Origin of the sequence: Leclercia sp. 1548, from assembly GCF_050435045.1 — a bacterium.
GTDB lineage: Bacteria > Pseudomonadota > Gammaproteobacteria > Enterobacterales > Enterobacteriaceae > Enterobacter > Enterobacter adecarboxylatus.
Window position 1 is genome coordinate 1 of the sequence record NZ_JBNDJP010000004.1, and the last position, 23,259, is coordinate 23,259.

The 23,259-nt window shown below is 53.9% G+C and carries 25 protein-coding genes and 1 other annotated feature; of the genes, 11 read left to right on the top strand and 14 right to left on the bottom strand.

Going from position 1 to position 23,259, the window contains the following annotated elements; genetic code table 11:
- Nucleotides 1-294: 294 nt before the first annotated feature.
- The 3 genes from clpB to rluD form a co-directional block, all read right to left on the bottom strand.
- Nucleotides 295-2,868 carry an ATP-dependent chaperone ClpB gene (clpB, locus tag ABIE02_RS12625; RefSeq protein ID WP_077227872.1) on the bottom strand — a complete coding sequence of 858 codons (2,574 nt, stop codon included), beginning with the start codon at nucleotides 2,866-2,868 and terminating at the stop codon, nucleotides 295-297.
- Between the two features lie 129 nt (nucleotides 2,869-2,997).
- Nucleotides 2,998-3,729, bottom strand: coding sequence for a purine nucleoside phosphorylase YfiH (gene yfiH / locus ABIE02_RS12630; protein ID WP_103792472.1), 732 nt, complete (start codon nucleotides 3,727-3,729; stop codon nucleotides 2,998-3,000).
- Nucleotides 3,726-4,706, bottom strand: a complete 981-nt coding sequence (gene rluD, locus ABIE02_RS12635) for a 23S rRNA pseudouridine(1911/1915/1917) synthase RluD (protein WP_262658147.1) — start codon at nucleotides 4,704-4,706, stop codon at nucleotides 3,726-3,728. Before rluD ends, yfiH begins: the two co-directional genes overlap by 4 nt.
- A 130-nt stretch (nucleotides 4,707-4,836) precedes the next feature.
- On the opposite strand from rluD, the gene bamD reads away from it, so the two are divergent.
- The 4 genes from bamD to pheA all read left to right on the top strand — a co-directional run bounded on the left by bamD (nucleotide 4,837) and on the right by pheA (nucleotide 7,614).
- Nucleotides 4,837-5,574, top strand: a complete 738-nt coding sequence (gene bamD / locus ABIE02_RS12640; RefSeq protein WP_032613235.1) for an outer membrane protein assembly factor BamD — start codon at nucleotides 4,837-4,839, stop codon at nucleotides 5,572-5,574.
- Nucleotides 5,575-5,845: 271 nt separating this feature from the next.
- Nucleotides 5,846-6,187 carry a ribosome-associated translation inhibitor RaiA gene (gene raiA, locus ABIE02_RS12645; protein ID WP_032613238.1) on the top strand — a complete coding sequence of 114 codons (342 nt, stop codon included), beginning with the start codon at nucleotides 5,846-5,848 and terminating at the stop codon, nucleotides 6,185-6,187.
- A gap of 110 nt (nucleotides 6,188-6,297) precedes the next feature.
- Nucleotides 6,298-6,423 (top strand) — a sequence feature (Phe leader region).
- Nucleotides 6,299-6,346: a hypothetical protein gene (locus tag ABIE02_RS12650; RefSeq protein WP_193767862.1), complete on the top strand. Its 48-nt coding sequence runs from the start codon at nucleotides 6,299-6,301 to the stop codon at nucleotides 6,344-6,346. (Overlaps the previous feature by 48 nt.)
- A 30-nt stretch (nucleotides 6,424-6,453) precedes the next feature.
- Nucleotides 6,454-7,614, top strand: coding sequence for a bifunctional chorismate mutase/prephenate dehydratase (gene pheA, locus ABIE02_RS12655; protein WP_262658146.1), 1,161 nt, complete (start codon nucleotides 6,454-6,456; stop codon nucleotides 7,612-7,614).
- On the opposite strand, the gene ABIE02_RS12660 is transcribed toward pheA, so the two are convergent.
- The 3 genes from ABIE02_RS12660 to aroF are packed head-to-tail and all read right to left on the bottom strand — an operon-like array spanning nucleotide 7,611 to nucleotide 10,746.
- Complete coding sequence (locus ABIE02_RS12660; protein WP_077227869.1) at nucleotides 7,611-8,483, bottom strand: SMP-30/gluconolactonase/LRE family protein; 873 nt, start codon at nucleotides 8,481-8,483, stop codon at nucleotides 7,611-7,613. The genes pheA and ABIE02_RS12660 overlap by 4 nt on opposite strands.
- Nucleotides 8,484-8,543: 60 nt before the next feature.
- Entirely contained in the window at nucleotides 8,544-9,665 is a 1,122-nt protein-coding gene (tyrA, locus tag ABIE02_RS12665; protein WP_103792473.1) for a bifunctional chorismate mutase/prephenate dehydrogenase, read from the bottom strand.
- Between the two features lie 10 nt (nucleotides 9,666-9,675).
- The gene (gene aroF, locus ABIE02_RS12670; protein ID WP_032613246.1) at nucleotides 9,676-10,746 is read right to left on the bottom strand and encodes a 3-deoxy-7-phosphoheptulonate synthase AroF; all 1,071 of its coding nucleotides are present in this window, start codon (nucleotides 10,744-10,746) and stop codon (nucleotides 9,676-9,678) included.
- A 214-nt stretch (nucleotides 10,747-10,960) separates the two neighbouring features.
- Between aroF and ABIE02_RS12675 the strand changes: the two genes are divergently transcribed.
- From ABIE02_RS12675 to ABIE02_RS12690, 4 genes are all read left to right on the top strand, one after another.
- Nucleotides 10,961-11,335, top strand: coding sequence for a DUF2799 domain-containing protein (locus tag ABIE02_RS12675; protein WP_336995204.1), 375 nt, complete (start codon nucleotides 10,961-10,963; stop codon nucleotides 11,333-11,335).
- A gap of 150 nt (nucleotides 11,336-11,485) precedes the next feature.
- Nucleotides 11,486-12,019 carry a YfiR family protein gene (locus tag ABIE02_RS12680; RefSeq protein WP_032613250.1) on the top strand — a complete coding sequence of 178 codons (534 nt, stop codon included), beginning with the start codon at nucleotides 11,486-11,488 and terminating at the stop codon, nucleotides 12,017-12,019.
- Nucleotides 12,012-13,232: a diguanylate cyclase DgcN gene (gene dgcN, locus ABIE02_RS12685; protein ID WP_032613252.1), complete on the top strand. Its 1,221-nt coding sequence runs from the start codon at nucleotides 12,012-12,014 to the stop codon at nucleotides 13,230-13,232. The genes ABIE02_RS12680 and dgcN overlap by 8 nt, the downstream gene beginning before the upstream one ends.
- Nucleotides 13,233-13,245: 13 nt before the next feature.
- Nucleotides 13,246-13,728 carry an OmpA family protein gene (locus ABIE02_RS12690; RefSeq protein ID WP_163604563.1) on the top strand — a complete coding sequence of 161 codons (483 nt, stop codon included), beginning with the start codon at nucleotides 13,246-13,248 and terminating at the stop codon, nucleotides 13,726-13,728.
- A gap of 4 nt (nucleotides 13,729-13,732) precedes the next feature.
- Here ABIE02_RS12690 and ABIE02_RS12695 read toward each other — a convergent pair whose 3' ends face one another.
- The 7 genes from ABIE02_RS12695 to ffh form a co-directional block, all read right to left on the bottom strand.
- A complete protein-coding gene (locus ABIE02_RS12695; RefSeq protein WP_336995203.1) occupies nucleotides 13,733-15,100 on the bottom strand; it encodes a PepSY-associated TM helix domain-containing protein in 1,368 nt (455 codons plus the stop codon).
- Nucleotides 15,101-15,162: 62 nt separating this feature from the next.
- Nucleotides 15,163-15,552, bottom strand: coding sequence for a DUF2946 domain-containing protein (locus tag ABIE02_RS12700; RefSeq protein WP_336995202.1), 390 nt, complete (start codon nucleotides 15,550-15,552; stop codon nucleotides 15,163-15,165).
- Nucleotides 15,553-15,682: 130 nt separating this feature from the next.
- Nucleotides 15,683-16,030, bottom strand: coding sequence for a 50S ribosomal protein L19 (rplS, locus tag ABIE02_RS12705; protein WP_002914145.1), 348 nt, complete (start codon nucleotides 16,028-16,030; stop codon nucleotides 15,683-15,685).
- Nucleotides 16,031-16,071: 41 nt separating this feature from the next.
- Nucleotides 16,072-16,839, bottom strand: coding sequence for a tRNA (guanosine(37)-N1)-methyltransferase TrmD (gene trmD / locus ABIE02_RS12710; protein ID WP_032613261.1), 768 nt, complete (start codon nucleotides 16,837-16,839; stop codon nucleotides 16,072-16,074).
- A gap of 30 nt (nucleotides 16,840-16,869) precedes the next feature.
- Entirely contained in the window at nucleotides 16,870-17,406 is a 537-nt protein-coding gene (rimM, locus tag ABIE02_RS12715) for a ribosome maturation factor RimM (RefSeq protein ID WP_370462877.1), read from the bottom strand.
- A gap of 15 nt (nucleotides 17,407-17,421) precedes the next feature.
- Nucleotides 17,422-17,670: a 30S ribosomal protein S16 gene (gene rpsP, locus ABIE02_RS12720; protein WP_022649067.1), complete on the bottom strand. Its 249-nt coding sequence runs from the start codon at nucleotides 17,668-17,670 to the stop codon at nucleotides 17,422-17,424.
- A 315-nt stretch (nucleotides 17,671-17,985) separates the two neighbouring features.
- Complete coding sequence (ffh, locus tag ABIE02_RS12725; protein ID WP_032613265.1) at nucleotides 17,986-19,347, bottom strand: signal recognition particle protein; 1,362 nt, start codon at nucleotides 19,345-19,347, stop codon at nucleotides 17,986-17,988.
- A gap of 166 nt (nucleotides 19,348-19,513) precedes the next feature.
- Here ffh and ABIE02_RS12730 point away from each other — a divergent pair, with 166 nt between their 5' ends.
- A complete protein-coding gene (locus tag ABIE02_RS12730; protein WP_059307373.1) occupies nucleotides 19,514-20,305 on the top strand; it encodes a cytochrome C assembly family protein in 792 nt (263 codons plus the stop codon).
- Nucleotides 20,306-20,323: 18 nt separating this feature from the next.
- Nucleotides 20,324-21,610, top strand: a complete 1,287-nt coding sequence (locus ABIE02_RS12735) for an HlyC/CorC family transporter (protein ID WP_032613269.1) — start codon at nucleotides 20,324-20,326, stop codon at nucleotides 21,608-21,610.
- A gap of 53 nt (nucleotides 21,611-21,663) precedes the next feature.
- Here ABIE02_RS12735 and grpE read toward each other — a convergent pair whose 3' ends face one another.
- Nucleotides 21,664-22,257: a nucleotide exchange factor GrpE gene (gene grpE / locus ABIE02_RS12740; protein WP_032613272.1), complete on the bottom strand. Its 594-nt coding sequence runs from the start codon at nucleotides 22,255-22,257 to the stop codon at nucleotides 21,664-21,666.
- Nucleotides 22,258-22,378: 121 nt separating this feature from the next.
- On the opposite strand from grpE, the gene nadK reads away from it, so the two are divergent.
- Nucleotides 22,379-23,257 (top strand): NAD(+) kinase, encoded by an 879-nt coding sequence (gene nadK, locus ABIE02_RS12745; RefSeq protein WP_077227861.1) that lies wholly within the window; start codon nucleotides 22,379-22,381, stop codon nucleotides 23,255-23,257.
- The last annotated feature ends 2 nt before the right edge of the window (nucleotides 23,258-23,259 follow it).

A 23,259-nucleotide genomic window follows, 5' to 3' on the forward strand; every position in this document is an offset into this window, starting at 1 on the left:
AGAGCAGTGCAACGCGGCTTTCGCTCACCGTTGCGAGGTGGCGTATATTACGCTTTCCTCTTTCAGAGTCAAGCGATTATTTCACGCTTTTCTCTGCTGACCCGGCGGCTTGTTTGCCGTTGTTCCGTGTCAGTGGAGGCGCATTATAGGCAGTTCTTTTGGGCTGGCAAGCATAAAGTGAAAATTATTTGCTGACCGCTCAATTTCCAGGCAATTACGCATTCAGGCCTCTATTCTTGCCTGGTTTTTAAACAAAAACGAGCCTCTGGAGGCTCGTTTTTGCTTTTTTGTGACTTACTGCACTGCCACAATCTGGTCTTCTTTCTTCACCAGCTGTATCGGTTTGCCTGGAAGCAACTTCCCGGAAAGGATTTGCTGAGCCAGCGGGTTTTCTATCTGTTGCTGAATGGCACGTTTTAAAGGACGCGCCCCGTACACCGGATCGTAACCATTTGCACTCAGCAGTTGCAGTGCGTCATCCGTAATATGCATTTCATAGCCACGCTCTTCAAGACGCTTATACAGCCGCTGCAGCTGAATACGGGCAATCGATGCGATGTGTTTTTCACCCAGAGGATGGAAGACCACGACTTCATCGATACGGTTGATAAACTCAGGACGGAAGCTATGGCTAACCACGCCCATCACCAGATCCTTCATATGGCCGTAATCGAGTTCGCCGAAACGTTCCTGAATCAGATCGGAACCGAGGTTTGAGGTCATAATGACAACCGTATTACGGAAATCGACCGTTCTCCCCTGCCCGTCCGTCAGGCGACCATCATCCAATACCTGCAACAGAATATTGAACACATCCGGGTGCGCCTTCTCCACTTCATCCAGTAGGATGACGGAATACGGACGACGGCGAACCGCTTCTGTCAGATATCCGCCCTCTTCATAACCGACATATCCTGGAGGTGCCCCCACGAGGCGCGACACAGAATGTTTCTCCATAAACTCGGACATGTCGATACGCACCATCGCATCATCGCTATCGAACATAAAGTTCGCCAGCGCTTTACACAGTTCCGTTTTACCTACCCCAGTCGGGCCGAGGAACAGGAAGGAACCAATCGGGCGGTTAGGATCGGACAAACCTGCACGGCTACGGCGGATGGCATTCGATACCGCTTCAACCGCTTCATCCTGACCGATAACGCGATGATGAAGGTCTTCTTCCATTCGCAATAATTTGTCGCGTTCGCTCTCCATCATTCTGGCAACCGGGATACCGGTCCAGCGCGCCAGCACATCGGCAATTTCTGTTTCCGTCACTTTATTACGTAACAGACGCATGGTTTTACCTTCCAGCTGCGTTGCGGCTGCAAGCTGTTTTTCCAGCTCAGGAATTTTGCCGTACTGCAGCTCAGACATCTGCGCCAGATCGCCCACGCGACGTGCCTGCTCGATCGCTATTTTCGCCTGCTCCAGTTCGGCTTTGATCGTCTGAGTGCCGGAAAGGGAGGCTTTTTCCGCTTTCCACTCCTCTTCTAAGCCGGAATATTGGCGCTCTTTATCCTCCAGCTCTTCATTAAGCATATCCAGACGCTTTTTACTCGCTTCATCCGACTCTTTCTTCAGCGCTTGCTGCTCAAGCTTGAGCTGGATAATGCGCCGATCGAGTCTGTCCAGCTCTTCCGGTTTTGAGTCAATCTGCATGCGAATACTGGAAGCGGCCTCATCGATAAGGTCAATCGCTTTGTCCGGTAACTGCCGGTCGGCAATATAACGATGTGACAACGTTGCTGCCGCCACGATAGCCGGGTCGGTGATCTGCACGTGGTGGTGCAGCTCATACCGCTCTTTCAAACCACGCAGAATGGCGATGGTATCTTCCACTGTCGGTTCAGCCACAAAGACTTTCTGGAAGCGACGCTCCAGCGCGGCATCTTTCTCAATGTACTGACGATACTCATCCAGCGTGGTAGCCCCAACGCAGTGCAGCTCACCGCGTGCCAGCGCCGGTTTCAGCATGTTCCCGGCATCCATGGCACCGTCGGCTTTACCGGCACCGACCATGGTGTGCAGTTCATCAATAAACAGGATGACGTTACCTTCCTGTTTGGCCAGATCGTTAAGTACGCCTTTTAACCGCTCTTCGAATTCACCCCGATATTTTGCACCCGCCACCAGCGCCCCCATATCCAGCGCGAGTACGCGACGGCCTTTCAAGCCCTCCGGGACTTCACCATTAACGATACGCTGCGCTAATCCTTCGACAATGGCGGTTTTACCGACACCCGGCTCACCGATCAGGACCGGGTTATTTTTGGTCCGGCGCTGCAGTACCTGAATGGTACGGCGAATCTCTTCGTCACGGCCAATGACCGGATCAAGCTTGCCCTGCTCAGCACGCTCGGTCAGGTCGACCGTATATTTCTTCAATGCCTGACGCTGGTCTTCGGCACCCTGATCGTTCACGTTCTCACCTCCGCGCATCTGTGCAATCGCCTGCGTCACATTAGCCGTAGTTGCACCGGCCGTTTTCAGCAGGTCGGTCAATGTGCCACGTGATTCAAGCGCCGCCAGAACAAACAGCTCTGACGAAATAAAATTGTCGCCGCGTTTCTGCGCCAGTTTGTCGCAAAGATTCAGTACGCGAACCAGATCCTGAGACGGTTGGACATCACCGCCCGTACCTTCTACCTGAGGTAGACGGCTCAATGCCTGATCGATGGCTGTGCGTAACTGGCCCGCATTAATGCCGGCAGACGTAAGTAAAGGACGTACCGATCCCCCTTCCTGATTCAGTAAGGCGCTCATGAGATGAAGAGGTTCGATAAATTGGTTGTCGTGCCCCAGTGCGAGTGACTGGGCATCAGCGAGAGCAAGCTGGAATTTATTAGTAAGACGATCCAGACGCATAACTCCTCCCATAACAGGTCAAAATTGCTACTGGAGATTAAATGAGGTCATCCCTCAATTATTCAAGGTGAATGACCTGAATTATGCGAAAAGAAAACGGCGCGTACCGGATCGTCTTGATTCTATAGGTTATATCAGCCAAATGAAACTTGCCATACGCCCGGTCGTCTTGTCGCGGCGATAGGAAAAGAAATCACCCTTTTCGGTGAAAGTGCAGCGATCGCCGCCATAGATCTGGCTGATGCCGAGATGGGTCAGGCGTTGACGGGCAAGCTGATAAATATCTGCCATGTACTTCTCCCCCACCGGGCGAAAAGCACTCTCTGCCTGCGGATGGTGGGCCATAAAGGCTTCACGAACGTCGGAACCTACTTCAAAAGCCTGCGGGCCAATCGCCGGGCCGAGCCAGGCAAGAATGTTATCCGCGCTGTCAGCAAAGCAGGCAACCGTTTCCTCCAGCACGCCAGCACACAACCCGCGCCAGCCAGCATGGGCTGCAGCCACTTCGGTGCCTGCGCGGTTGCAGAAAAGTACGGGCAGGCAGTCGGCTGTCATAACGGCACATACCGAGCCCGGCGTATTACTGTAAGAGGCGTCGGCGCGTTTCGAGGCATAGGGTTCCCCGGTAAGCCTGAGAACAGCCGTACCATGAACCTGCTCAAGCCAGACCGGTTTCGACGGCAACTGACCCGCAGCAAACATGCGCTGACGATTCTCTTCCACATGGTTGAGATCGTCGCCACAGTGCGCGCCCAGGTTTAATGACTCCCAGGCACCCTCACTGACACCCCCGATGCGGGTGGAACTGCAGGCCGCCACGCCTGCTGGCGCCGGCCACTGCGGGACAATCAGTTTGGTCATAACCAGTCCACGGCGTCCTTATGTTCTTCGAAATCAGCGCGCATAGCGTCGATCAGATCCACCATATCCTGTGGGATTGGCGCATGCCACTCCATCTCGATCCCGGTGATTGGATGATAGAGACGCAGCATGGTTGCATGCAGAGCCTGGCGATCGAATTTACGCAGCATCGCGATAAACTCTTCGGAAGCACCTTTCGGCGGACGCGGACGGCCACCGTACAACTGATCGCCCACCAGCGGATGGGTAATATGCGACATGTGCACACGGATCTGGTGAGTACGGCCGGTTTCCAGACGCAGACGCAGACGCGTATGGATGCGGAAATGTTCCATGATGCGATAGTGCGTAACCGCCGGTTTACCCATCGGATGAACGGACATATGGGTACGCTTTGTTGGGTGGCGACTGATAGGCTGCTCAACCGTGCCGCCGGAAGTCATATGCCCAATCGCGACCGCTTCGTATTCACGGGTGATTTCACGCAGCTGCAACGACTCTACCAGACGCGTTTGCGCCGGAATGGTCTTTGCAACGACCATCAGGCCGGTGGTGTCTTTATCCAGACGGTGTACGATACCCGCACGCGGTACATCAGCGATTGGCGGATAGTAGTGCAGCAGCGCATTCAGCACTGTGCCGTCAGGGTTGCCTGCGCCAGGGTGTACAACAAAATCACGTGGCTTGTTGATCACTATAATGTCGTCATCTTCATAGACGATATTCAGTGGGAGATCCTGAGGCTCGAAACGAACTTCTTCTTCGATGTCAGCATTGATGGCGACCACTTCCCCACCCAACACTTTCTCTTTAGGCTTGTCCCAGATCTTGCCGTTTACCAGCACGCGCTGGTCAAGGATCCATTCTTTTATACGTGAACGCGAATAATCAGGGAACATTTCGGCCAAAGCCTGATCTAAGCGTTGTCCGAGTTGTTTTTCGGAGACTGTTGCGGTGAGTTCTACTCGTTGTGCCATAGACTGCTTCTTCGTTTAACGTTGGGTTTTACGGCTTTGCCGTTTAATATAGTGTGCTATTGTAGCTGGTCTTAATCGGGAGCAGGAAAGAGATTCTCCCGGACAAACATTTGAGGAAAGTCAAAACGTCATGACGCGCATGAAATATCTGGTGGCAGCGGCCACGTTGAGCCTGGCTTTGGTCGGCTGCTCCGGTTCGAATGAACAGGTCCCTGACAATCCGCCGAATGAAATCTATGCGACTGCTCAGCAAAAGCTGCAGGACGGTAACTGGAAACAGGCGATAACGCAACTGGAAGCGCTGGATAATCGCTATCCATTTGGCCCGTACTCCCAGCAGGTACAGTTGGATTTGATCTACGCCTACTATAAAAATGCCGATCTGCCACTGGCCCAGGCGACGATTGATCGCTTCATGCGTCTGAATCCGACCCATCCTAATATCGATTACGTCATGTATATGCGCGGCCTGACCAACATGGCGCTGGATGACAGCGCGCTGCAAGGCTTCTTCGGTGTTGACCGTTCAGACCGTGACCCTCAGCACGCCCGCGATGCGTTCAATGACTTCTCTAAACTGGTACGTGGCTATCCGAACAGCCAGTACGTAACGGATGCCAGCAAACGTCTGGTGTTCCTGAAAGATCGTCTGGCCAAATATGAATACTCCGTTGCGGAATACTATACCCGCCGTGGCGCATACGTTGCCGTTGTGAACCGTGTTGAAGGTATGCTGCGTGATTACCCGGATACTCAGGCAACACGCGATGGTCTGAAGCTGATGGAAAATGCCTACCGCGAGCTGCAGATGACATCTCAGGCTGATAAAGTCGCGAAGATCATCGCCGCTAACAGCAGCAACACGTGACTCTTCGTTAAGATGCAAAACGGCAGCCCAAGGGCTGCCGTTTTTTTATCCATTTTCGGACTATGCTGAACCGGTTTAGCTCGCATCAATCCTATCAACTATGGCCGTAATTTCTTATAACGACAAGGTAAAAGTTGCTTCTTCCTGTCCTGCCTCACAAAAAGAATCCATTGACAAAAAGTGACATTAAAATGTGATTTGGATCACACAAATTGACATTAAGAACGGTATGCTGGAATCACCAAGACGGGAAAGACAAGAGGTAAAATTTATGACAATGAACATTACCAGTAAACAAATGGAAATTACTCCGGCTATCCGCCAGCACGTCGCAGACCGTCTCGCCAAACTGGATAAATGGCAAACACACTTGATTAACCCACATATCATTCTCTCTAAGGAGCCACAAGGTTTCATCGCTGACGCAACTATCAATACTCCAAACGGCCATCTGGTCGCCAGCGCGAAACATGAGGATATGTACACCGCCATCAACGATTTGATTAACAAGCTGGAACGGCAGCTCAATAAAGTGCAACACAAAGGTGAAGCCCGTCGCGCCACAACATCGGTGAAAGACGCCAGCTTCGCAGAAGAAGTTGAAGATGAATAATCCTTTACATTGAGTCTATCGCCAACGCGCCTTCGGGCGCGTTTTTTGTTTTTTATTGACAGGGTGAAAACAGTACAGGTACTTTAAGTCTGTCTCCTGAAGGAATCATCCATGACTGTAAAACCGTTTTTCTTCGCATTCTTTTTTACCTTCCCCTGATTGGGAGGCGTTTCGTCGTGTGATAAAGAATGCGAAGACGAACAACAAGGCCTCCCACCCCGGGAGGCCTTTTTTATTGATAACGATAATATAATTAAGGCAACGCTATGACACCGGAAAACCCGTTACTGGATTTGCGCGACAAGATCAGCGCTCTGGATGAGAAATTGCTGTCGCTGCTGGCCGAACGCCGCGCGCTGGCCGTGGAGGTAGGAAAAGCAAAGCTGGCCTCGCATCGTCCGGTACGCGACATCGACAGGGAGCGCGACCTGCTGGAACGCCTGATCGCTCTCGGCAAAACCCACCATCTCGACGCGCACTACATCACCCGCCTGTTCCAGCTGATTATTGAAGATTCCGTCCTCACGCAGCAGGCATTGCTGCAACAGCATCTAAACAAAACTAACCCGCATTCGGCGCGTATTGCCTTCCTGGGGCCGAAAGGTTCCTATTCCCACCTTGCCGCGCGTCAATATGCGGCCCGTCATTTCGAAGAGTTTATTGAAAGCGGCTGCGCGAAGTTCGCGGATATCTTTAATCAGGTGGAGACCGGACAAGCGGATTACGCTGTCGTGCCGATCGAGAACACCAGTTCCGGGGCGATCAATGACGTTTACGATTTGCTCCAGCACACCACCCTGTCGCTGGTTGGCGAGATGACGATCCCTATTGACCACTGCGTACTGGTGTCCGGCACCACAGACCTCGACAAAATCGAGATCGTCTATAGCCATCCGCAACCTTTCCAGCAGTGCAGCCAGTTCCTGAACCGGTATCCAGGCTGGAAAATTGAGTATACCGAAAGCACCTCAGCAGCAATGGAAAAGGTCGCGCAGGCTAATTCCTCAACCGTGGCTGCCCTTGGCAGCGAAGCGGGTGGCGCGCTGTATGGATTACAGGTGCTGGAGCGTAACCTGGCGAACCAGACGCAAAACATCACCCGTTTCATCGTGCTGGCACGTAAGGCGATCAACGTCTCCGATCAGGTCCCGGCCAAAACCACCCTGCTGATGGCGACCGGACAGCAGGCGGGTGCGCTGGTAGAAGCCCTGCTGGTCCTGCGCAATCACAATCTGATTATGACCAAACTGGAATCGCGTCCGATTCATGGTAATCCGTGGGAAGAGATGTTCTATCTCGATATTCAGGCCAACCTGGAGTCTGCGTCCCTGCAGAAAGCCCTGCGTGAACTGGGTGAGATCACCCGCTCGATGAAAGTGCTGGGCTGCTATCCGAGCGAAAACGTGGTCCCGGTAGATCCGGTTTAACGCGCAATAAACGGGCCTTTTTTCACGCCTGCCACGCTCACGGGCAGGGTGAAAATGGCCCCGGAAAGCGGATATGCCGCCAACTCTTCCGGCTCCATATTTTCACGGGTGGTGGTGATAAACAGCGTCTTCATATCATCGCCCCCGAAACAGACCATCGTCGGGCAGCGCACCGGCAAGCGATATTCCTCCAGCTGTTCACCCTGCGGTGAAAAGCGGGCGATCCGCCAGCCGTCAAACAGTGCGCTCCAGTAACACCCCTCTGCATCCACTGCCGCACCGTCCGGGATCCCCTCTCCCGGCTTGAACCGACGAAAGACCTCCCGTTTCCCCGGCTCACCCTGCTCGTCCAGCGGCGTGCGATAGATCACCGCGTTAGGGGTGTCGGAAGTGTACATCCAGCGTTTGTCGTCGCTGAATGCCAGACCATTATGACCGTGGATATCACACTGGATAACCTCCGGCGTCAGGTCGTTATCGATCCGCATTAACAGAGCGCCGTTGTAGTCGCCCGGCGCCCAGAAGGTGCCAGCATAGAAGCGGCCGAAATGATCGGTTCCCCCGTCATTAAAACGCGCCAGCTGCGGGTTTGACGGATTATCACAGACCTTGCGTTGCAACAGGCCGTGTTTATCCGCCAGCCAGATGCCCGTGCGCATGGCAACAATAAATCCTCCCCCCTCGCGCAGCGCGAAACAGCCCACCTCTTCATGGAAGGATAAAACCGTATGTTCACCTGTGGGAAGGTGGTAGCGGTGGATCTCGCCTTCCAGAATATCGGCCCAGTAGAGGGCGCTTTCCGCTTCGCTCCAGGTCGGACACTCCGGTAAGTGCCCCGTGTATTCAAACAGAACGCGTGGTTCAGCCATGACAAATCCCCAAAATGAAAAAAGCCAGCAGTGCTGGCTTTCAGTATATACATCATCAGATTACTGGCGACTGTCATTCGCCTGCCGCAGCAGAATGCGACTCTCGCTCTGGAAGCGCTGGGCATAATCGCCAAACCAGTGTTCAACTTTACGGAAGCTGTCGATAAACGCCTGCTTATCGCCGTGCTCCAGCAGGGTAATCGCCTCACCAAAACGCTGGTAGTAACGCTTGATCAGCGCCAGATTGTTGCCTGAAGACATAATAATATCGGCATACAGTTGCGGATCCTGGGCAAAGAGTCGGCCAACCATTGCCAGTTCCAGGCGATAGATAGGTGACGACAGCGACAGCAACTGCTCAAGCTGGACATTCTCTTCCGCCAGATGCAGACCATACGCGAAGGTTGCGAAGTGGCGCAGCGCCTGGATAAAGGCCATGTTCTGATCATGTTCGACGGCGCTGATCCGGTGCAACCGCGCGCCCCACACCTGAATCTGCTCCAGGAACCACTGGTAGGCCTCAGGCTGACGGCCATCGCAGTAGACAACGACCTGCTTTGCCAGGCTGCCGCTGTCCGGGCCGAACATCGGGTGCAGGCCCAGCACCGGGCCGTTATGCGCGGCCAGCATCGCCTGCAGCGGGCCATTTTTTACCGAAGCCAGATCGACAAGAATGCAGTCTTCCGGCAGCGGTGGCAATTTAGCAATAATCTCTTCAGTGACATGAATCGGTACGCTGACAATGACCATGCCCGCATCGGCCACCATCGTCTGCGCCTGCGCCCAATCCTCTTTTTCGAGAATGCGCACCTGATAGCCCGAGAGCGTGAGCATCTTCTCAAACAGACGCCCCATCTGCCCGCCGCCACCGACAATCACTACCGGACGCAGCGTCGGACAGAGGGTTTTAAATCCTTTGTCGTTTTCGCTGGAGTAAGATTCCCGCATCACGCGGCGCAGCACATCTTCAATCAGATCTGGCGAAACGCCCAGCGCCTCGGCCTCTTTTCGCCGGGATGCCAGCATGGAGGCTTCGCGCTCCGGCACGTAAATCGGTAAACCGTATTTACTTTTCACTTCGCCAACTTCAGCGACCAGCGACATCCGGCGCGCCAGCAGATCCAGCAGCGCCTTATCCACCTCGTCAATTTGATCGCGCAAGGCGGTCAATTCAGCAACCATAACAAACCTCTTAAGCCAGACGCGTCGCCAGCTGGCCGTTCAAATCTTTGTGGATCTCACGCAGCAGCGCGTCGGTGGTTTCCCAGCTAATGCAGGCATCGGTCACGGAAACCCCGTGTTTCATGGCGCTGCGCGGCTGTTCAGATGACTGATTGCCTTCATGGATATTGCTTTCAATCATCAGACCAATAATCGAACGGTTGCCATCTTTAATCTGCGCGACGACGGATTCCGCCACCGCAGGCTGACGACGGTAATCTTTATTGGAATTACCATGACTGCAATCTACCATCAGCGCCGGGCGCAGTCCTGCCTGTTCCATCTCTTTTTCACACTGGGCCACATCTGCCGGGCTGTAGTTCGGCGCTTTGCCGCCGCGCAGGATGACATGGCCATCCGGGTTGCCCTGGGTCTGCAGCAGACAGACCTGGCCGGCCTGGTTGATACCAACAAAACGGTGCGGCATAGCGGCGGCACGCATGGCGTTGATAGCGGTTGCCAGGCTACCGTCGGTGCCGTTTTTGAAGCCGACCGGCATGGAGAGGCCCGATGCCATCTCACGGTGCGTCTGCGACTCGGTAGTACGGGCGCCAATCGCTGACCAGCTGAACAGATCGCCCAGGTATTGCGGGCTGTTCGGATCCAGCGCCTCTGTTGCCAGCGGTAGCCCCATGCTAACCAGTTCCACCAGAAGATTACGCGCAATCTTCAGGCCTGCTTCCACATCAAACGAGCCATCCATGTGCGGATCGTTAATCAACCCTTTCCAGCCGACGGTGGTACGAGGTTTTTCAAAATAGACGCGCATGACCAGGTAGAGGCTATCGCTGACCTCCTCGGCCAGGGCTTTAAAGCGGTGCGCATATTCGATGGCAGTTTCTGGATCATGAATGGAGCACGGACCACAGACGACCAGCAGACGCGGATCGCGGCCGGCAATAATGTCAGAGATGGTCTGGCGGGAGTGCGCAATTTGCGCCTCCTGTTCAACGCTCAGCGGGAATTCCGCTTTCAGTTGATCCGGGGTGATCAGAACATGTTCATCACTAATATGTACGTTATTCAGCGCGTCTTTTTGCATGATTGCGATCCTGGAAGCTCGTTTGCGATAGTAGTTTCCTCAATGAGGAAGCCCAACGATACCACATCAAGTAAAGATTTCAATCCAAAATACGTAAATAATACTTTACAACACCCACTTTAAAGCAAAAAACATTCGATTAAAGTGTAACGTAAAAATTACAGCGTGCGTTGACCACGCCAGGCTATGCTCAATGGAAAAGGGAGAATGTCTTATGCGCCTGATTATTACCTCGACGCTGTGCCTGTTTTTAAATGCCTGCCAGATCGATCCTTACACCCATCAACCACACTGGACAGGAACCGACTGGCAGAGTGCCGGTAAAGAAGACGCCATGAATGGCGTGGCGGTAAAATCCAATGAATCCCTTGCTGCTAATTTTAACGATCCCAAAGTGGATCGCCGGGCTTATCTCAGCGGATATAAAGACGGGCAAGAGAAAATATGTCAGGAAAACTTTGTATACGCCTGGGGATTAGCTGGCCGAATATTCCCCGCCAGCTGTGACACTGCCGAAAACGCCACTGCCCTGCGAACTGCCTGGAAACAGGGAATGGATGAAGGAACGAAAGCCAGCCGTTTAAATTAATTTTAACAACGCCAACCCGTTAATTAAGTAAGTAAGATTGTCCTTAAGCCACTACACAGGCTTTTGGCATAATGACTGTACGGGTAAAAAATGCTATTCTGCCCGCGAAACTCAAGAACGACTATTTCCAGAGTGGTGTGGCGGATTCTGGTGTGTAACTTATTTCTTATCTCCTGGTATCGGGCGGCATTGGTACTGTTGTTATCACTGCCCTGCGGACTCGCTATTGGCGCAACATTATCCGAAACGGATAAATCGGTTCGCACTATTGTCTCCGGGATCGTCAGTTATACCCGCTGGCCTGCACTCTCTGGCAAGCCGAATCTGTGTATTTTCGCCACTTCCGGGTATGTTGAAGCGCTCAGTGCCGATGGCCCGGACACGCTGCCCTACACCCCCGTGCTTATTCATGATGATCGGGAAGCAATGAGTGCAGAATGTCATGCGCTCTATTTTGGCAGTGAATCCCCGAGCCACCAGCTTGAATTAAGCCAGGCGTTTCATGCCCGACCGTTACTATTAATCGCGGAGCAAAATCCGCAATGCCTTATAGGTAGTGCTTTCTGCCTGATAATAGACAGTGCCAGAGTAAGATTTTCCGTCAATCTGGATGTGCTGTCGCGCAGCGGAGTCAGAGTCAATCCTGATGTGCTAATGCTCGCACGGAATAAAAAGCATGAATAAGGGAATTTCCTCAGCGCCGCGTCCAACATTCAAAAGGACTCTGCGGCGCATCAGTATTATTAGCGTCCTCATTACCATGACGCTCGTCTGGCTATTATTGTGCATTGCTTCTGTGGTCACGCTAAAACAGTATGCTCAACGTAACCTTGAATTAACCAGCGCCACCATGAGCCGCAGCCTGGAGGCGACGCTGGTCTTCAATGATGCCGCCGCCGCCAACGAAGCGCTGGCCTCCCTCGGCAAGCAAGGGCAAATCTCAGCGGCAGAACTGCTGGATCGCGACGATAATCGTTTTGCCGCGTGGTCGATGGGGCCGAACAGTGACGCAGATCCGCTCAGCCAGCTGGTCAGCCAGTGGTTATTCCCGCATCCCATCAGACAGCGCGTCTGGCATAATAATTTGCCGATTGGTGAGTTACACCTCACCGCACGGGATAGCCTGATCAGCCACTTCCTCTGGACGTCGCTGGCGGTATTAACAGGCTGCATCATGTTTGCCTCTCTGGTGGCATTAACCATCACCCGCACCCTGCATATTGGCGTTGTGACCGCCCTGCAAAACATTACCGATGTGGTGCACGACGTGCGTTCAAACCGGAATTTCTCCCGCCGGGTATCTCAGGAGCGCATTGAAGAATTTCATCGCTTCGGCCAGGACTTCAACAGCCTGCTGGATGAGATGGAAGAGTGGCAGCTAAAATTGCAGGCCAAAAACGCCCAACTGATGCGTACCGCCATGCACGATCCCCTCACCGGTCTGGCTAACCGGGCGGCTTTTCGCATCCGCATTGCTGCGCTGATGAATGATTTCTCTGCGCGAACCCACTCCGCCCTGCTCTTCCTTGATGGCGATGACTTTAAACGTATTAACGATACCTGGGGCCATGCCGCGGGCGATGCAGTGCTGATTGAAGTGGCCCGCAGAATGGTCGAATTTGGCGGCGAACAACATCAGTCTTACCGTCTGGGCGGGGATGAGTTTGCCATCATCCTGTATGACGTCCATTCGGAGCACGAGGTATTACGCCTCTGCGCCGCGCTGACACAACAATTCAGCCCGTCCTATGAACTGCACAACGGGTTCTCCTCCCGGATGTCGCTTAGCATTGGCTACGCGCTGAGCTGGCAGCATCACTCTGTTGAAGCGTTAGTAGAGCAAGCCGACCGAAATATGTATTCGGTGAAGCACCAGCGTTCGAAAATCACATCGTAGAAAGGAACACATCATGTTAAGGCGATACATCAAACCGCTCGTTATGGCATCCATGCTACTGGCCGGGTGCCAGACGCCACAGGGCAAATTTAGCCCTGAGCAGGTCGCCGCCATGAAGTCTTACGGCTTTAATGAAATGAACGGTAACTGGTCGCTTGGCCTCTCCGCGAAGATTCTGTTTGGTAAAAACGAATATAAACTGCAGCCTGAGAGTGAGCAGCAGATCAAAAGCATGGCTGCCCGTCTTGCCGCAACGGGGCTCAAGCACGCACGCATGGATGGACACACCGATAATTACGGCGAAGAGAGCTACAACAAAGCGTTGTCCCTGAAGCGGGCGGATGTGGTTGCCGATGCCTGGGCGCAGGGAGCCAGTATTCCACGCAGCAATCTCACAACCCAGGGATTAGGTAAGCAATATCCTGTCGCGGATAATAAAACTGCCCAGGGGCGTGCCGAAAACCGCCGCGTGGCGGTCGTAATCAGCACGCCCTGAGTCGTTATTTCGTCGATTTGGCGAGGGATAACCTGGATGCCGCGCGCCAGCGCAGCCAGTCAATGATGACAAACAGCGCCAGGCTACAGCCCATTACCGGCATCATAAGCCCCAGTGCTACGCTGATAGCCAAAGAAACTACGCGCCCCCCCAGCGGCAACGCCAGCCAGCTCTGACACAGCGTCTGCGCGGGATCCGTTGCCGCCTGCCGTGGCCGGCGCATCCACCACATCCGGTATCCCCACACAATCATGATGCACAGCGCGAGACCAAAGGCGATGAGCAGCAGCTGGTTTGGCAGGCCAAACAGCACCCCCATGTGGAAATCCACGCCCCAACGGGTCAGTTTGGCCATCAACGGATAATCCGCAAACCGGGTGTGATCGACAACGGTCAGGGTCGCGGGATCAACGGCAACCGCATCCACCTGAGTCGGCCAGCGGCGATCGATCTCCGTTACCGTCCACGCCATTGCAGCCTTCTTCGCCGGACGTATCTCCAGCTTGCTGGCATCAATTCCCGCCGCATTTGCCGCCTTCAGTACGCCGTCATAGAGGGCAAGGTCAGGTTTCATCTCCGGCATGGGCATAGTCATGTGATGACCGTGGTGCTCAGCATGCGGATCGGGGGTCTCTGCCGGGCCATGCAGCTGCGTATTAACCTGCGGGGTGAGCCAGTTCATCTCTGCCCGCAGTTTATCCACGTTACCGCCCGCCCACTGGGACCAGGTCAGGCCGGTCGCCGAGAAGAGCAACATGCCCAGCAACAGGCTCCAGCCGAGGGATACATGCAAACGACGGCGCTGCTGAAAACGGTTGTTGATGCGCCGTTTGGGTCGGGTATAGAACCACAGTGCAATCCCACCCAGGGCGGCGATCCACATCCACGACGCGGCAAGCTCGCTGTAAAGGCGTCCCACATCCCCGAGTAGCAAAGACCGATGCAGATAGTCGATTTGCTGACGGAACGGCAGGATGCCGCTGGTGCCGTAGACAGTCATATCCCCGCGCACCGCCAGGCTAACCGGATCGATAAAGATGGCCCGGTTTTCCGAAGGCTTCAGGGCCGGATCAATGTACATCACCCGGGTGGTTTCCTGTGATGCCAGGCCCGGACGCACCGCCTGCAGCTGCAGCTTTCCGCCGGTGACCTTTTCCGCTACCGCAATTTGCTCAGCAAGGGGACGTGCTGTGCCCTCGCTCTCGCTGTAAAGCGCATGATGATAAAGCGCGTTTTCCAGTTGCGGCGTGGCGACATACAGCGTTCCTGACAACGCGGCGATAAAAATAAATGGCCCGACAAACAGACCAATATAGAAGTGAAGACGACGCAACAGGTTGCCCCATGCTGCGCGCGGAGTGCAGGTAGTCATGCTTTCCCTTTTCTAAGGTAAAAAGTTATCGGTACACCGGGGTGTACGTATTTTTAGATGGATTAAGCAGACAGTTGCGGTGGCGCGCGGGTATCGGGACAAAGCCAGGGGAAGAAATGCCAGTGGTGTACGGCAGGTCGTGGCGGCGTGAGGCGCTGTCTGAGTAAGACCGCGCATAACAACAGTACCAGCGCCAGGATGACACCCGGCACGTGGGCCAACAGTACGCAGTAACCGCAGGCTTCGGCGTGATCGACAGGAATGCTTTCAGACGGTGCATGGTGGTGATCCGCAATCATGCTCATGTCGTGGTGCATGCCGGGCATTGCGCTCATGGGATCTTTTTGCAACGAGACGGAAACCAGCGGCGCGAAGACGATCATCAGGATCGCAAATAACGCGAGACCTGCCGCGATACGTTGCCACTGTGCCTGATGCTGTTTAGTCGTCACTTCCCCTCCGTTAGAGCGGGGACATTGTAAACGATTTATGAAGGATAGGTTAACGTACAGAGCACTGATGGATAAAAAAAGGGCCAGCCTTTCGGCCAGCCCTTTTTACAGGATGTCGCTTAAGCGAATCTTAGTTCAGACGCTCTTTAATACGAGCAGACTTACCAGTACGCTCACGCAGGTAGTACAGTTTAGCTTTACGTACAGCACCACGACGTTTAACAGCAATGCTGTCAACTACCGGAGAGTGAGTCTGGAAGACACGCTCAACGCCTTCGCCGTTGGAAATTTTACGAACAGTGAATGCAGAGTGCAGACCGCGGTTACGAATAGCGATAACCACGCCCTCGAATGCCTGCAGACGTTTTTTGGAACCTTCAACAACCCATACTTTCACTTCCACGGTATCACCCGGACGGAAGGAAGGTACGTCCTGCTTCATCTGCTCTTGTTCAAGTTGCTTAATAATGTTGCTCATAATTTAATCTCTTATCCTGGGTAAACTGATATTCGGGGGCCTCAGGCCATCCCATCATGTTTCTGTTGCTGGTGCGCGTGTTCTTTTTTGAACTCGGCCAACAACTTTGCTTGCTCTTCAGTCAGAGCCAGGTTTTCCAGAAGTTCAGGTCTTCTAAGCCAGGTACGGCCCAGCGACTGCTTCAGACGCCAGCGACGAATCTCGGCATGGTTTCCCGACAGTAATACTGGCGGAACCTCCATCCCTTCTAACACTTCAGGACGGGTATAGTGTGGACAGTCCAGCAATCCGTCAGCAAAAGAGTCTTCTGTTGCTGATGCTTCATGGCCCAGAACCCCCGGAATAAACCGGGAAACCGAGTCAATCAGCGTCATTGCCGGTAACTCACCACCGCTGAGAACGTAATCGCCGATAGACCATTCTTCGTCAATCTCGGTCTGGATTACGCGCTCATCTATCCCTTCGTAGCGACCGCAAACCAGAATTATTTTCTGATTCGTTGCCAGTTCGCTGACGCCCGCTTGATCAAGCTTGCGTCCCTGAGGTGACAGATAAATCACCTTTGCGCCTTCACCTGCCGCGGCTTTTGCTGCTGCGATGGCATCCTTTAAAGGTTGTACCATCATGAGCATCCCCGGTCCGCCGCCGTAAGGACGATCGTCCACGGTACGGTGCCGGTCATGCGTGAAGTCACGTGGACTCCAGCTTTCGATGCTCAGCAGGCCATTTTTTACTGCCCGGCCAGTTACCCCGTAATCAGTAATCGCGCGGAACATTTCAGGAAACAGGCTAATAATGCCAATCCACATAGCGCCGTCTTTTACCGTTTTCAGGAGAATTTAAAAACCAGGATCCCAATCTACTTCGATAGTACGAGTAGCGAGATCGACTTTCTTGATAACCTGCCCATCGAGGAACGGAACCAGCCGCTCCTTGATGCCAAACGCATCTTTCAGGTTTGCCTTAATGACGAGAACGTCATTGGATCCGGTTTCCATCATATCGATGACTTTCCCCAGACCGTAACCTTCGGTAGTGACTACCTGGCAACCAATAAGGTCTTTCCAGTAGTAACCCTCTTCCAGTTCAGGCAACTGCGACGAATCCACGACAATTTCACAATTGGTCAGTGCATTCGCGGCATCGCGATCGTCAATGCCTTTCAGCTTGATAACGATGTCCTGATTGTGGTGACGCCAGCTTTCCAGCTCGACCTCTTGCCACTGACCCGCCTTCTGGATAAACCAGGGCTGATAGTCAAAAATGCTTTCGGCGTCTTCGGTGGAGGAAAACACTCTGAGCCAACCACGGATACCGTAGCAAGAACCCATTTTGCCCAATACAATCGGTTCAACAGGTGCTTTTTTGCTCATCATGACCACCGTGACAGATTAAGCTGCTTTGTTTGCTGCTTTGATCAGCGTAGCAACGCGATCGGAAACAGTAGCGCCCTGGCCAACCCAGTGAGCGATACGATCCAGATCCAGACGGGTTTCTTCTTCTGCGCCAGAGGCCAGTGGGTTGAAGAAACCAACGCGCTCGATGAAGCGACCGTTGCGTGCATTACGGCTGTCAGTAACAACAACCTGGTAGAACGGACGCTTTTTTGCGCCGTGACGTGCTAAACGAATAGTTACCATAACATCCTCTTGTGTGAATAAAACACCGGGCCCCATCGAGGGAAGGAACCCGGTGTCATATTAAAAGCCCGAAAATTTTACTGATTTCTGGGGAAAATGCAATCAGCATCTCTTAAACAGGGGATATAAGACGCATATCGCTGCAGCCAGTTCAGTCAGGGTGTGCAAAAAAGCGGAGCGTACAGGTAGTACGCAAGCATTTACCCGCTCCGCTCGCCCTTCGGGCCGCCCTGAAGGACGTTTACAACACGACTGTGTTTTGTCGAGCACACCCCGGGGCTAAACTGGCAAACAAGATAGCTTTATGCCCGTGTTTTAGCGGCCCGGGAATCCTGGCGGCATCATACCTTTCATGCCACGCATCATTTTGGCCATACCGCCCTTCTTCATCTTCTTCATCATGCGCTGCATATCATCGAACTGTTTCAGAAGGCGGTTAACGTCCTGGACCTGCATCCCGCAGCCCGCCGCGATACGGCGTTTACGGGAGCCTTTAATGATCTCCGGCTTGGCACGCTCTTTCAGCGTCATGGAGTTGATAATTGCCTCCATCCGCACCAGAACTTTGTCATCCATCTGCGATTTAACGTTGTCCGGGATCTGGCCCATGCCCGGCAGCTTGCCCATCAGGCTTGCCATACCGCCCATGTTCTTCATCTGGCGCAGCTGTTCCAGGAAGTCGGTCAGATCGAAGCCGTCGCCTTTTTTCAGCTTGGTCGCCAGCTTCTCGGCCTGCGCACGGTCAACTTTGCTCTCGATATCTTCGATCAGCGACAGCACGTCGCCCATGCCGAGGATACGGGAGGCAATACGATCCGGGTGGAACGGCTCCAGCGCTTCGGTCTTCTCGCCCACGCCGAGGAATTTGATCGGCTTGCCGGTGATATGACGAATCGAAAGCGCCGCACCGCCGCGGGCGTCACCGTCCACTTTGGTCAGCACCACGCCGGTCAGCGGCAGCGCTTCATTGAACGCTTTCGCGGTGTTGGCCGCATCCTGACCGGTCATCGCATCGACAACAAACAGGGTTTCGACCGGTTTGATCGCGGCATGCACCTGCTTGATTTCGTCCATCATCGCTTCGTCAACGTGCAGACGACCGGCGGTATCCACCAGCAGCACGTCGAAGAATTTCAGCTTCGCTTCTTTCAGCGCCGCGTTAACGATATCGATCGGCTTTTGTCCTACGTCGGATGGGAAGAACTCCACACCAACCTGTTCAGCCAGGGTTTCCAGCTGTTTGATCGCCGCCGGGCGATAAACGTCGGCAGAGACGACCAGCACTTTCTTCTTGTGCTTTTCGCGCAGGAATTTACCCAGCTTACCGACGCTGGTGGTTTTACCCGCACCCTGCAGACCGGCCATCAGCACCACTGCCGGCGGTTGCGCCGCCAGGTTCAGGCTCTGGTTCTCTTCGCCCATCGCCGAAACCAGTTCATTACGAACGATTTTGACGAACTCCTGACCCGGGGTCAGGCTCTTGTTCACTTCATGACCAACCGCTTTCTCTTTCACACGGTTGATGAAATCACGCACGACCGGTAACGCGACGTCTGCTTCAAGCAGCGCCATGCGTACTTCGCGCAGCGTCTCTTTAATATTGTCTTCAGTAAGGCGTCCACGGCCGCTGATGTTGCGCAGCGTGCGCGACAAACGATCGGTTAAATTATCAAACATTGTCTCTCGCCTGGGGTAGAAACGTTAGGTCGCTGGCGCGACACGTACACAGAATTTTGCCGCAGTATAACATGAAGGCGCCTTTGTTGTTATGCAACGGTTGGAGCACGCCTCACGTAACGTTATACTGCACCTCTTTCTCATCAGGACAACTGTCGACACCTATATGCCTGTTTTCGCACTGATCGCCCTTGTGGCGTACTCTGTCAGCCTCGCGCTGATCATCCCTGGCCTGCTACAAAAAAACAGCGGCTGGCGGCGAATGGCTATTTTGTCGGCTGTCATCGCATTGATAAGTCACGCCTTTGCGCTCGAAGCGCGCATTCTGCCGGGCGACGGCAGCGGGCAAAACCTGAGCCTGCTTAACGTCGGTTCGCTGGTCAGTCTGATGATCTGTACGGTGATGACCATTGTGGCCTCGAAAAATCGCGGCTGGCTGCTGTTGCCGATTGTCTATGCCTTTGCGCTGATCAACCTCGCCTTTGCTACCTTCGTGCCGAATGAGTTCATCACCCATCTGGAAACTACTCCCGGGATGATGGTGCATATTGGCCTGTCGCTGTTCTCGTATGCAACGCTGATCATTGCCGCGCTGTACGCGCTCCAGCTGGCCTGGATTGACTACCAGCTCAAAAATAAAAAGCTGGCGTTCAGTAACGAAATGCCGCCGCTGATGACCATCGAGCGCAAGATGTTTCACATCACTCAAGTCGGGGTGGTATTGCTGACGCTCACCCTAAGTACCGGCCTGTTTTATATGCAAAATCTCTTCAGTATGGAGAATATCGATAAGGCCGTGCTCTCCATCATCGCGTGGTTTGTCTATATTGTCCTGTTATGGGGCCATTATCATGAAGGCTGGCGCGGTCGCCGCGTGGTCTGGTTCAACGTTGCGGGAGCTGGCCTCCTGACAATGGCTTATTTTGGTAGCCGCGTCATCCAACAAATCGCCGGCTAAGCAACCAAGGAGTTCCCCCTGGAACACATCTCCACCACCACGCTGATCGTCACCCTGATCGTCATGGTGGTTATCTCCGCCTATTTCTCCGGCTCAGAAACCGGCATGATGACGCTGAACCGCTACCGGTTACGTCATCGCGCCAAACAGGGTAACCGGGCCGCCCGTCGCGTGGAAAAACTGCTGCGTAAACCGGATCGCCTGATAAGCCTGGTGCTTATCGGCAATAACCTGGTCAACATTCTCGCCTCTGCGCTGGGCACCATTGTCGGCATGCGTCTGTATGGGAACGCCGGGGTCGCTATCGCCACCGGCGTGCTCACCTTCGTGGTGCTGGTGTTCGCCGAAGTGTTGCCGAAGACCATCGCCGCGCTCTACCCCGAGAAAGTGGCCTATCCCAGCAGCTTCCTGCTGGCACCGTTACTCATTCTGATGATGCCCCTGGTCTGGCTGTTAAACGGCGTGACGCGAGTGCTGATGCGCATGGTGGGCATTAAAGGAGATGTGGCGATCAGCAGTGCGCTGAGCAAAGATGAATTGCGTACCATCGTGCATGAATCCCACTCGCAAATTTCCCGCCGCAATCAGGATATGCTGCTGTCGGTGCTGGATCTGGAAAAGATCAGCGTTGACGACATTATGGTGCCGCGCAATGAGATCGTGGGCATTGATATCAACGATGACTGGAAGTCGATTGTTCGCCAGTTGACCCACTCCCCGCATGGCCGCATCGTGTTGTACCGCGATTCGCTGGACGACACCATCAGCATGCTGCGCGTACGCGAAGCGTATCGTTTGATGACCGAGAAAAACGAATTCACCAAAGAGGTAATGCTGCGCGCGGCAGATGAGATTTATTACATCCCGGAAGGCACGCCGCTCAGCACCCAGCTGATTAAATTTCAGCGCAATAAAAAGAAAGTGGGTCTGGTGGTCGATGAATATGGCGATATCCAGGGGCTGGTAACGGTAGAGGATATTCTGGAAGAGATTGTGGGCGACTTTACCACGTCCATGTCCCCTTCCCTTGCTGAAGAGGTCACGCCGCAAAACGACGGCTCGGTGCTGATTGACGGCAGCGCAAACGTCCGCGAACTGAACAAAGCCTTTAACTGGCAGATGCCGGAAGCGGAAGCCCGTACCATTAACGGCATGATTCTGGAAGCGCTGGAGGAGATCCCGGCGGCAGGCACACGGGTGCGTATCGGCCAGTATGATATTGATATCCTGGACGTACAGGACAATATGATTAAGCAGGTGAGAGTATTACCGGTGAAACCGCTCAGGGAGAGCGTCGCGGAGTAAACTGGAGTAGGCCGGGTCAGGCGAAGCTGCCACCCGGCACTACGGGAGGCAAATTACGCCTTAGCTTTCGCCACAGAGACCATCGCCGCGCGAATGGTACGACCGTTCAGGGTATAGCCTTTCTGCATCACCATCAGTACGTTACCGGCAGCGACGTCCTCAGACTCCACCATCGCGATTGCCTGATGCACGTTTGGATCCATCGGCACGTTGGTATCGGCAACAACTTCCACACCGAACTTCTTCACCACGTCGAGCATGGATTTCAGCGTCAGCTCGATGCCTTCAACCATCGGGGCCATGTCCGGGTTGGCTTTATCCGCCACTTCCAGCGCGCGATCCAGGCTGTCGATAACCGGCAGCAGTTCGTTGACGAACTTCTCCAGCGCAAATTTATGCGCCTTTTCAACATCCAGCTCGGTACGACGACGCAGGTTTTCCATTTCCGCTTTGATGCGCAGGATGCCATCGCGCTCGCGATTCTGGGCTTCAACTACCTGAGCTTCCAGATTCGCAATTTTTTCATCGCGCGGATCCACCTGCTCAGCACCGGCCTCAGCCTCTGTAGCCTCAACCTCTTCGTGCTGCTCCGTGATAATTTCTTCCGGGGCTTGCCCCTCAGGCGTTTTCTGTTCTTTACTACTCATGAATTTCTCCGCGTTTTTCTGCATTCAACTCGCTAACTTCGCTTATTATGGGGATCAGTTTCCGGGATTCAAGGGAACAAGCCACATTGTCATCATTCATTCGCACAAGGACCTTCAGAAAATGAGCAACCATTTCAAGTGTATTGGGATTGTCGGTCATCCACGTCACCCTACTGCGTTGACGACACATGAAATGCTGTATCGCTGGCTGTGCGCCAAGAACTACGATGTGATTGTTGAACAACAGATTGCCCAGGAACTGCAATTAACAAACGTCAAAACCGGCACGCTGGCGGAAATCGGCCAGCAGGCCGACCTGGCGGTGGTGGTCGGGGGCGACGGCAATATGCTCGGCGCCGCGCGAACCCTCGCCCGCTATGACATTAAAGTCATTGGTATCAACCGTGGCAACCTGGGGTTTTTGACCGACCTTGACCCGGATAACGCCCAGCAGCAGCTCGCAGACGTGCTGGAAGGCCACTACATCAGTGAAAAACGTTTTTTGCTGGAAGCTCAGGTGTGCCAGCAGGATTGCCAGAAGCGGATCAGCACCGCGATTAACGAAGTGGTGCTGCATCCGGGAAAAGTGGCGCACATGATTGAGTTTGAAGTTTATATCGACGAAATCTTTGCCTTCTCGCAGCGCTCCGATGGCCTGATTATCTCTACCCCCACCGGCTCCACGGCCTATTCGCTTTCGGCGGGCGGCCCGATCCTGACGCCGTCGCTGGATGCCATCACGTTAGTGCCGATGTTCCCGCACACCCTCTCTGCCCGCCCGCTGGTGATCAACAGCAGCAGCACGATTCGTCTGCGTTTCTCTCACCGCCGTAACGACCTCGAGATCAGCTGCGACAGCCAAATCGCGCTGCCGATACAGGAAGGGGAAGATGTGCTGATCCGCCGCTGCGATTATCACCTGAATCTGATCCACCCTAAAGACTACAGCTATTTCAACACATTAAGCTCCAAGCTAGGCTGGTCGAAAAAATTGTTCTGAAA

Bases quoted from the DNA above. Each gene is read 5' to 3' on its own strand.
- tyrA (WP_103792473.1), bottom strand. From the start codon at position 9,665: ATGGTTGCTGAATTGACCGCCTTGCGCGATCAAATTGACGAGGTGGAT.
- grpE (WP_032613272.1), bottom strand. From the start codon at position 22,257: ATGAGTAGTAAAGAACAGAAAACGCCTGAGGGGCAAGCCCCGGAAGAA.
- ffh (WP_032613265.1), bottom strand. From the start codon at position 19,347: ATGTTTGATAATTTAACCGATCGTTTGTCGCGCACGCTGCGCAACATC.
- rpsP (WP_022649067.1), bottom strand. From the start codon at position 17,670: ATGGTAACTATTCGTTTAGCACGTCACGGCGCAAAAAAGCGTCCGTTC.
- yfiH (WP_103792472.1), bottom strand. From the start codon at position 3,729: ATGACCAAACTGATTGTCCCGCAGTGGCCGGCGCCAGCAGGCGTGGCG.
- trmD (WP_032613261.1), bottom strand. From the start codon at position 16,839: ATGTGGATTGGCATTATTAGCCTGTTTCCTGAAATGTTCCGCGCGATT.
- ABIE02_RS12690 (WP_163604563.1), top strand. From the start codon at position 13,246: ATGTTAAGGCGATACATCAAACCGCTCGTTATGGCATCCATGCTACTG.
- ABIE02_RS12660 (WP_077227869.1), bottom strand. From the start codon at position 8,483: ATGGCTGAACCACGCGTTCTGTTTGAATACACGGGGCACTTACCGGAG.
- ABIE02_RS12695 (WP_336995203.1), bottom strand. From the start codon at position 15,100: ATGACTACCTGCACTCCGCGCGCAGCATGGGGCAACCTGTTGCGTCGT.
- ABIE02_RS12675 (WP_336995204.1), top strand. From the start codon at position 10,961: ATGCGCCTGATTATTACCTCGACGCTGTGCCTGTTTTTAAATGCCTGC.
- aroF (WP_032613246.1), bottom strand. From the start codon at position 10,746: ATGCAAAAAGACGCGCTGAATAACGTACATATTAGTGATGAACATGTT.
- dgcN (WP_032613252.1), top strand. From the start codon at position 12,012: ATGAATAAGGGAATTTCCTCAGCGCCGCGTCCAACATTCAAAAGGACT.
- pheA (WP_262658146.1), top strand. From the start codon at position 6,454: ATGACACCGGAAAACCCGTTACTGGATTTGCGCGACAAGATCAGCGCT.
- rluD (WP_262658147.1), bottom strand. From the start codon at position 4,706: ATGGCACAACGAGTAGAACTCACCGCAACAGTCTCCGAAAAACAACTC.
- rplS (WP_002914145.1), bottom strand. From the start codon at position 16,030: ATGAGCAACATTATTAAGCAACTTGAACAAGAGCAGATGAAGCAGGAC.
- clpB (WP_077227872.1), bottom strand. From the start codon at position 2,868: ATGCGTCTGGATCGTCTTACTAATAAATTCCAGCTTGCTCTCGCTGAT.
- bamD (WP_032613235.1), top strand. From the start codon at position 4,837: ATGACGCGCATGAAATATCTGGTGGCAGCGGCCACGTTGAGCCTGGCT.
- nadK (WP_077227861.1), top strand. From the start codon at position 22,379: ATGAGCAACCATTTCAAGTGTATTGGGATTGTCGGTCATCCACGTCAC.
- rimM (WP_370462877.1), bottom strand. From the start codon at position 17,406: ATGATGAGCAAAAAAGCACCTGTTGAACCGATTGTATTGGGCAAAATG.
- ABIE02_RS12730 (WP_059307373.1), top strand. From the start codon at position 19,514: ATGCCTGTTTTCGCACTGATCGCCCTTGTGGCGTACTCTGTCAGCCTC.
- raiA (WP_032613238.1), top strand. From the start codon at position 5,846: ATGACAATGAACATTACCAGTAAACAAATGGAAATTACTCCGGCTATC.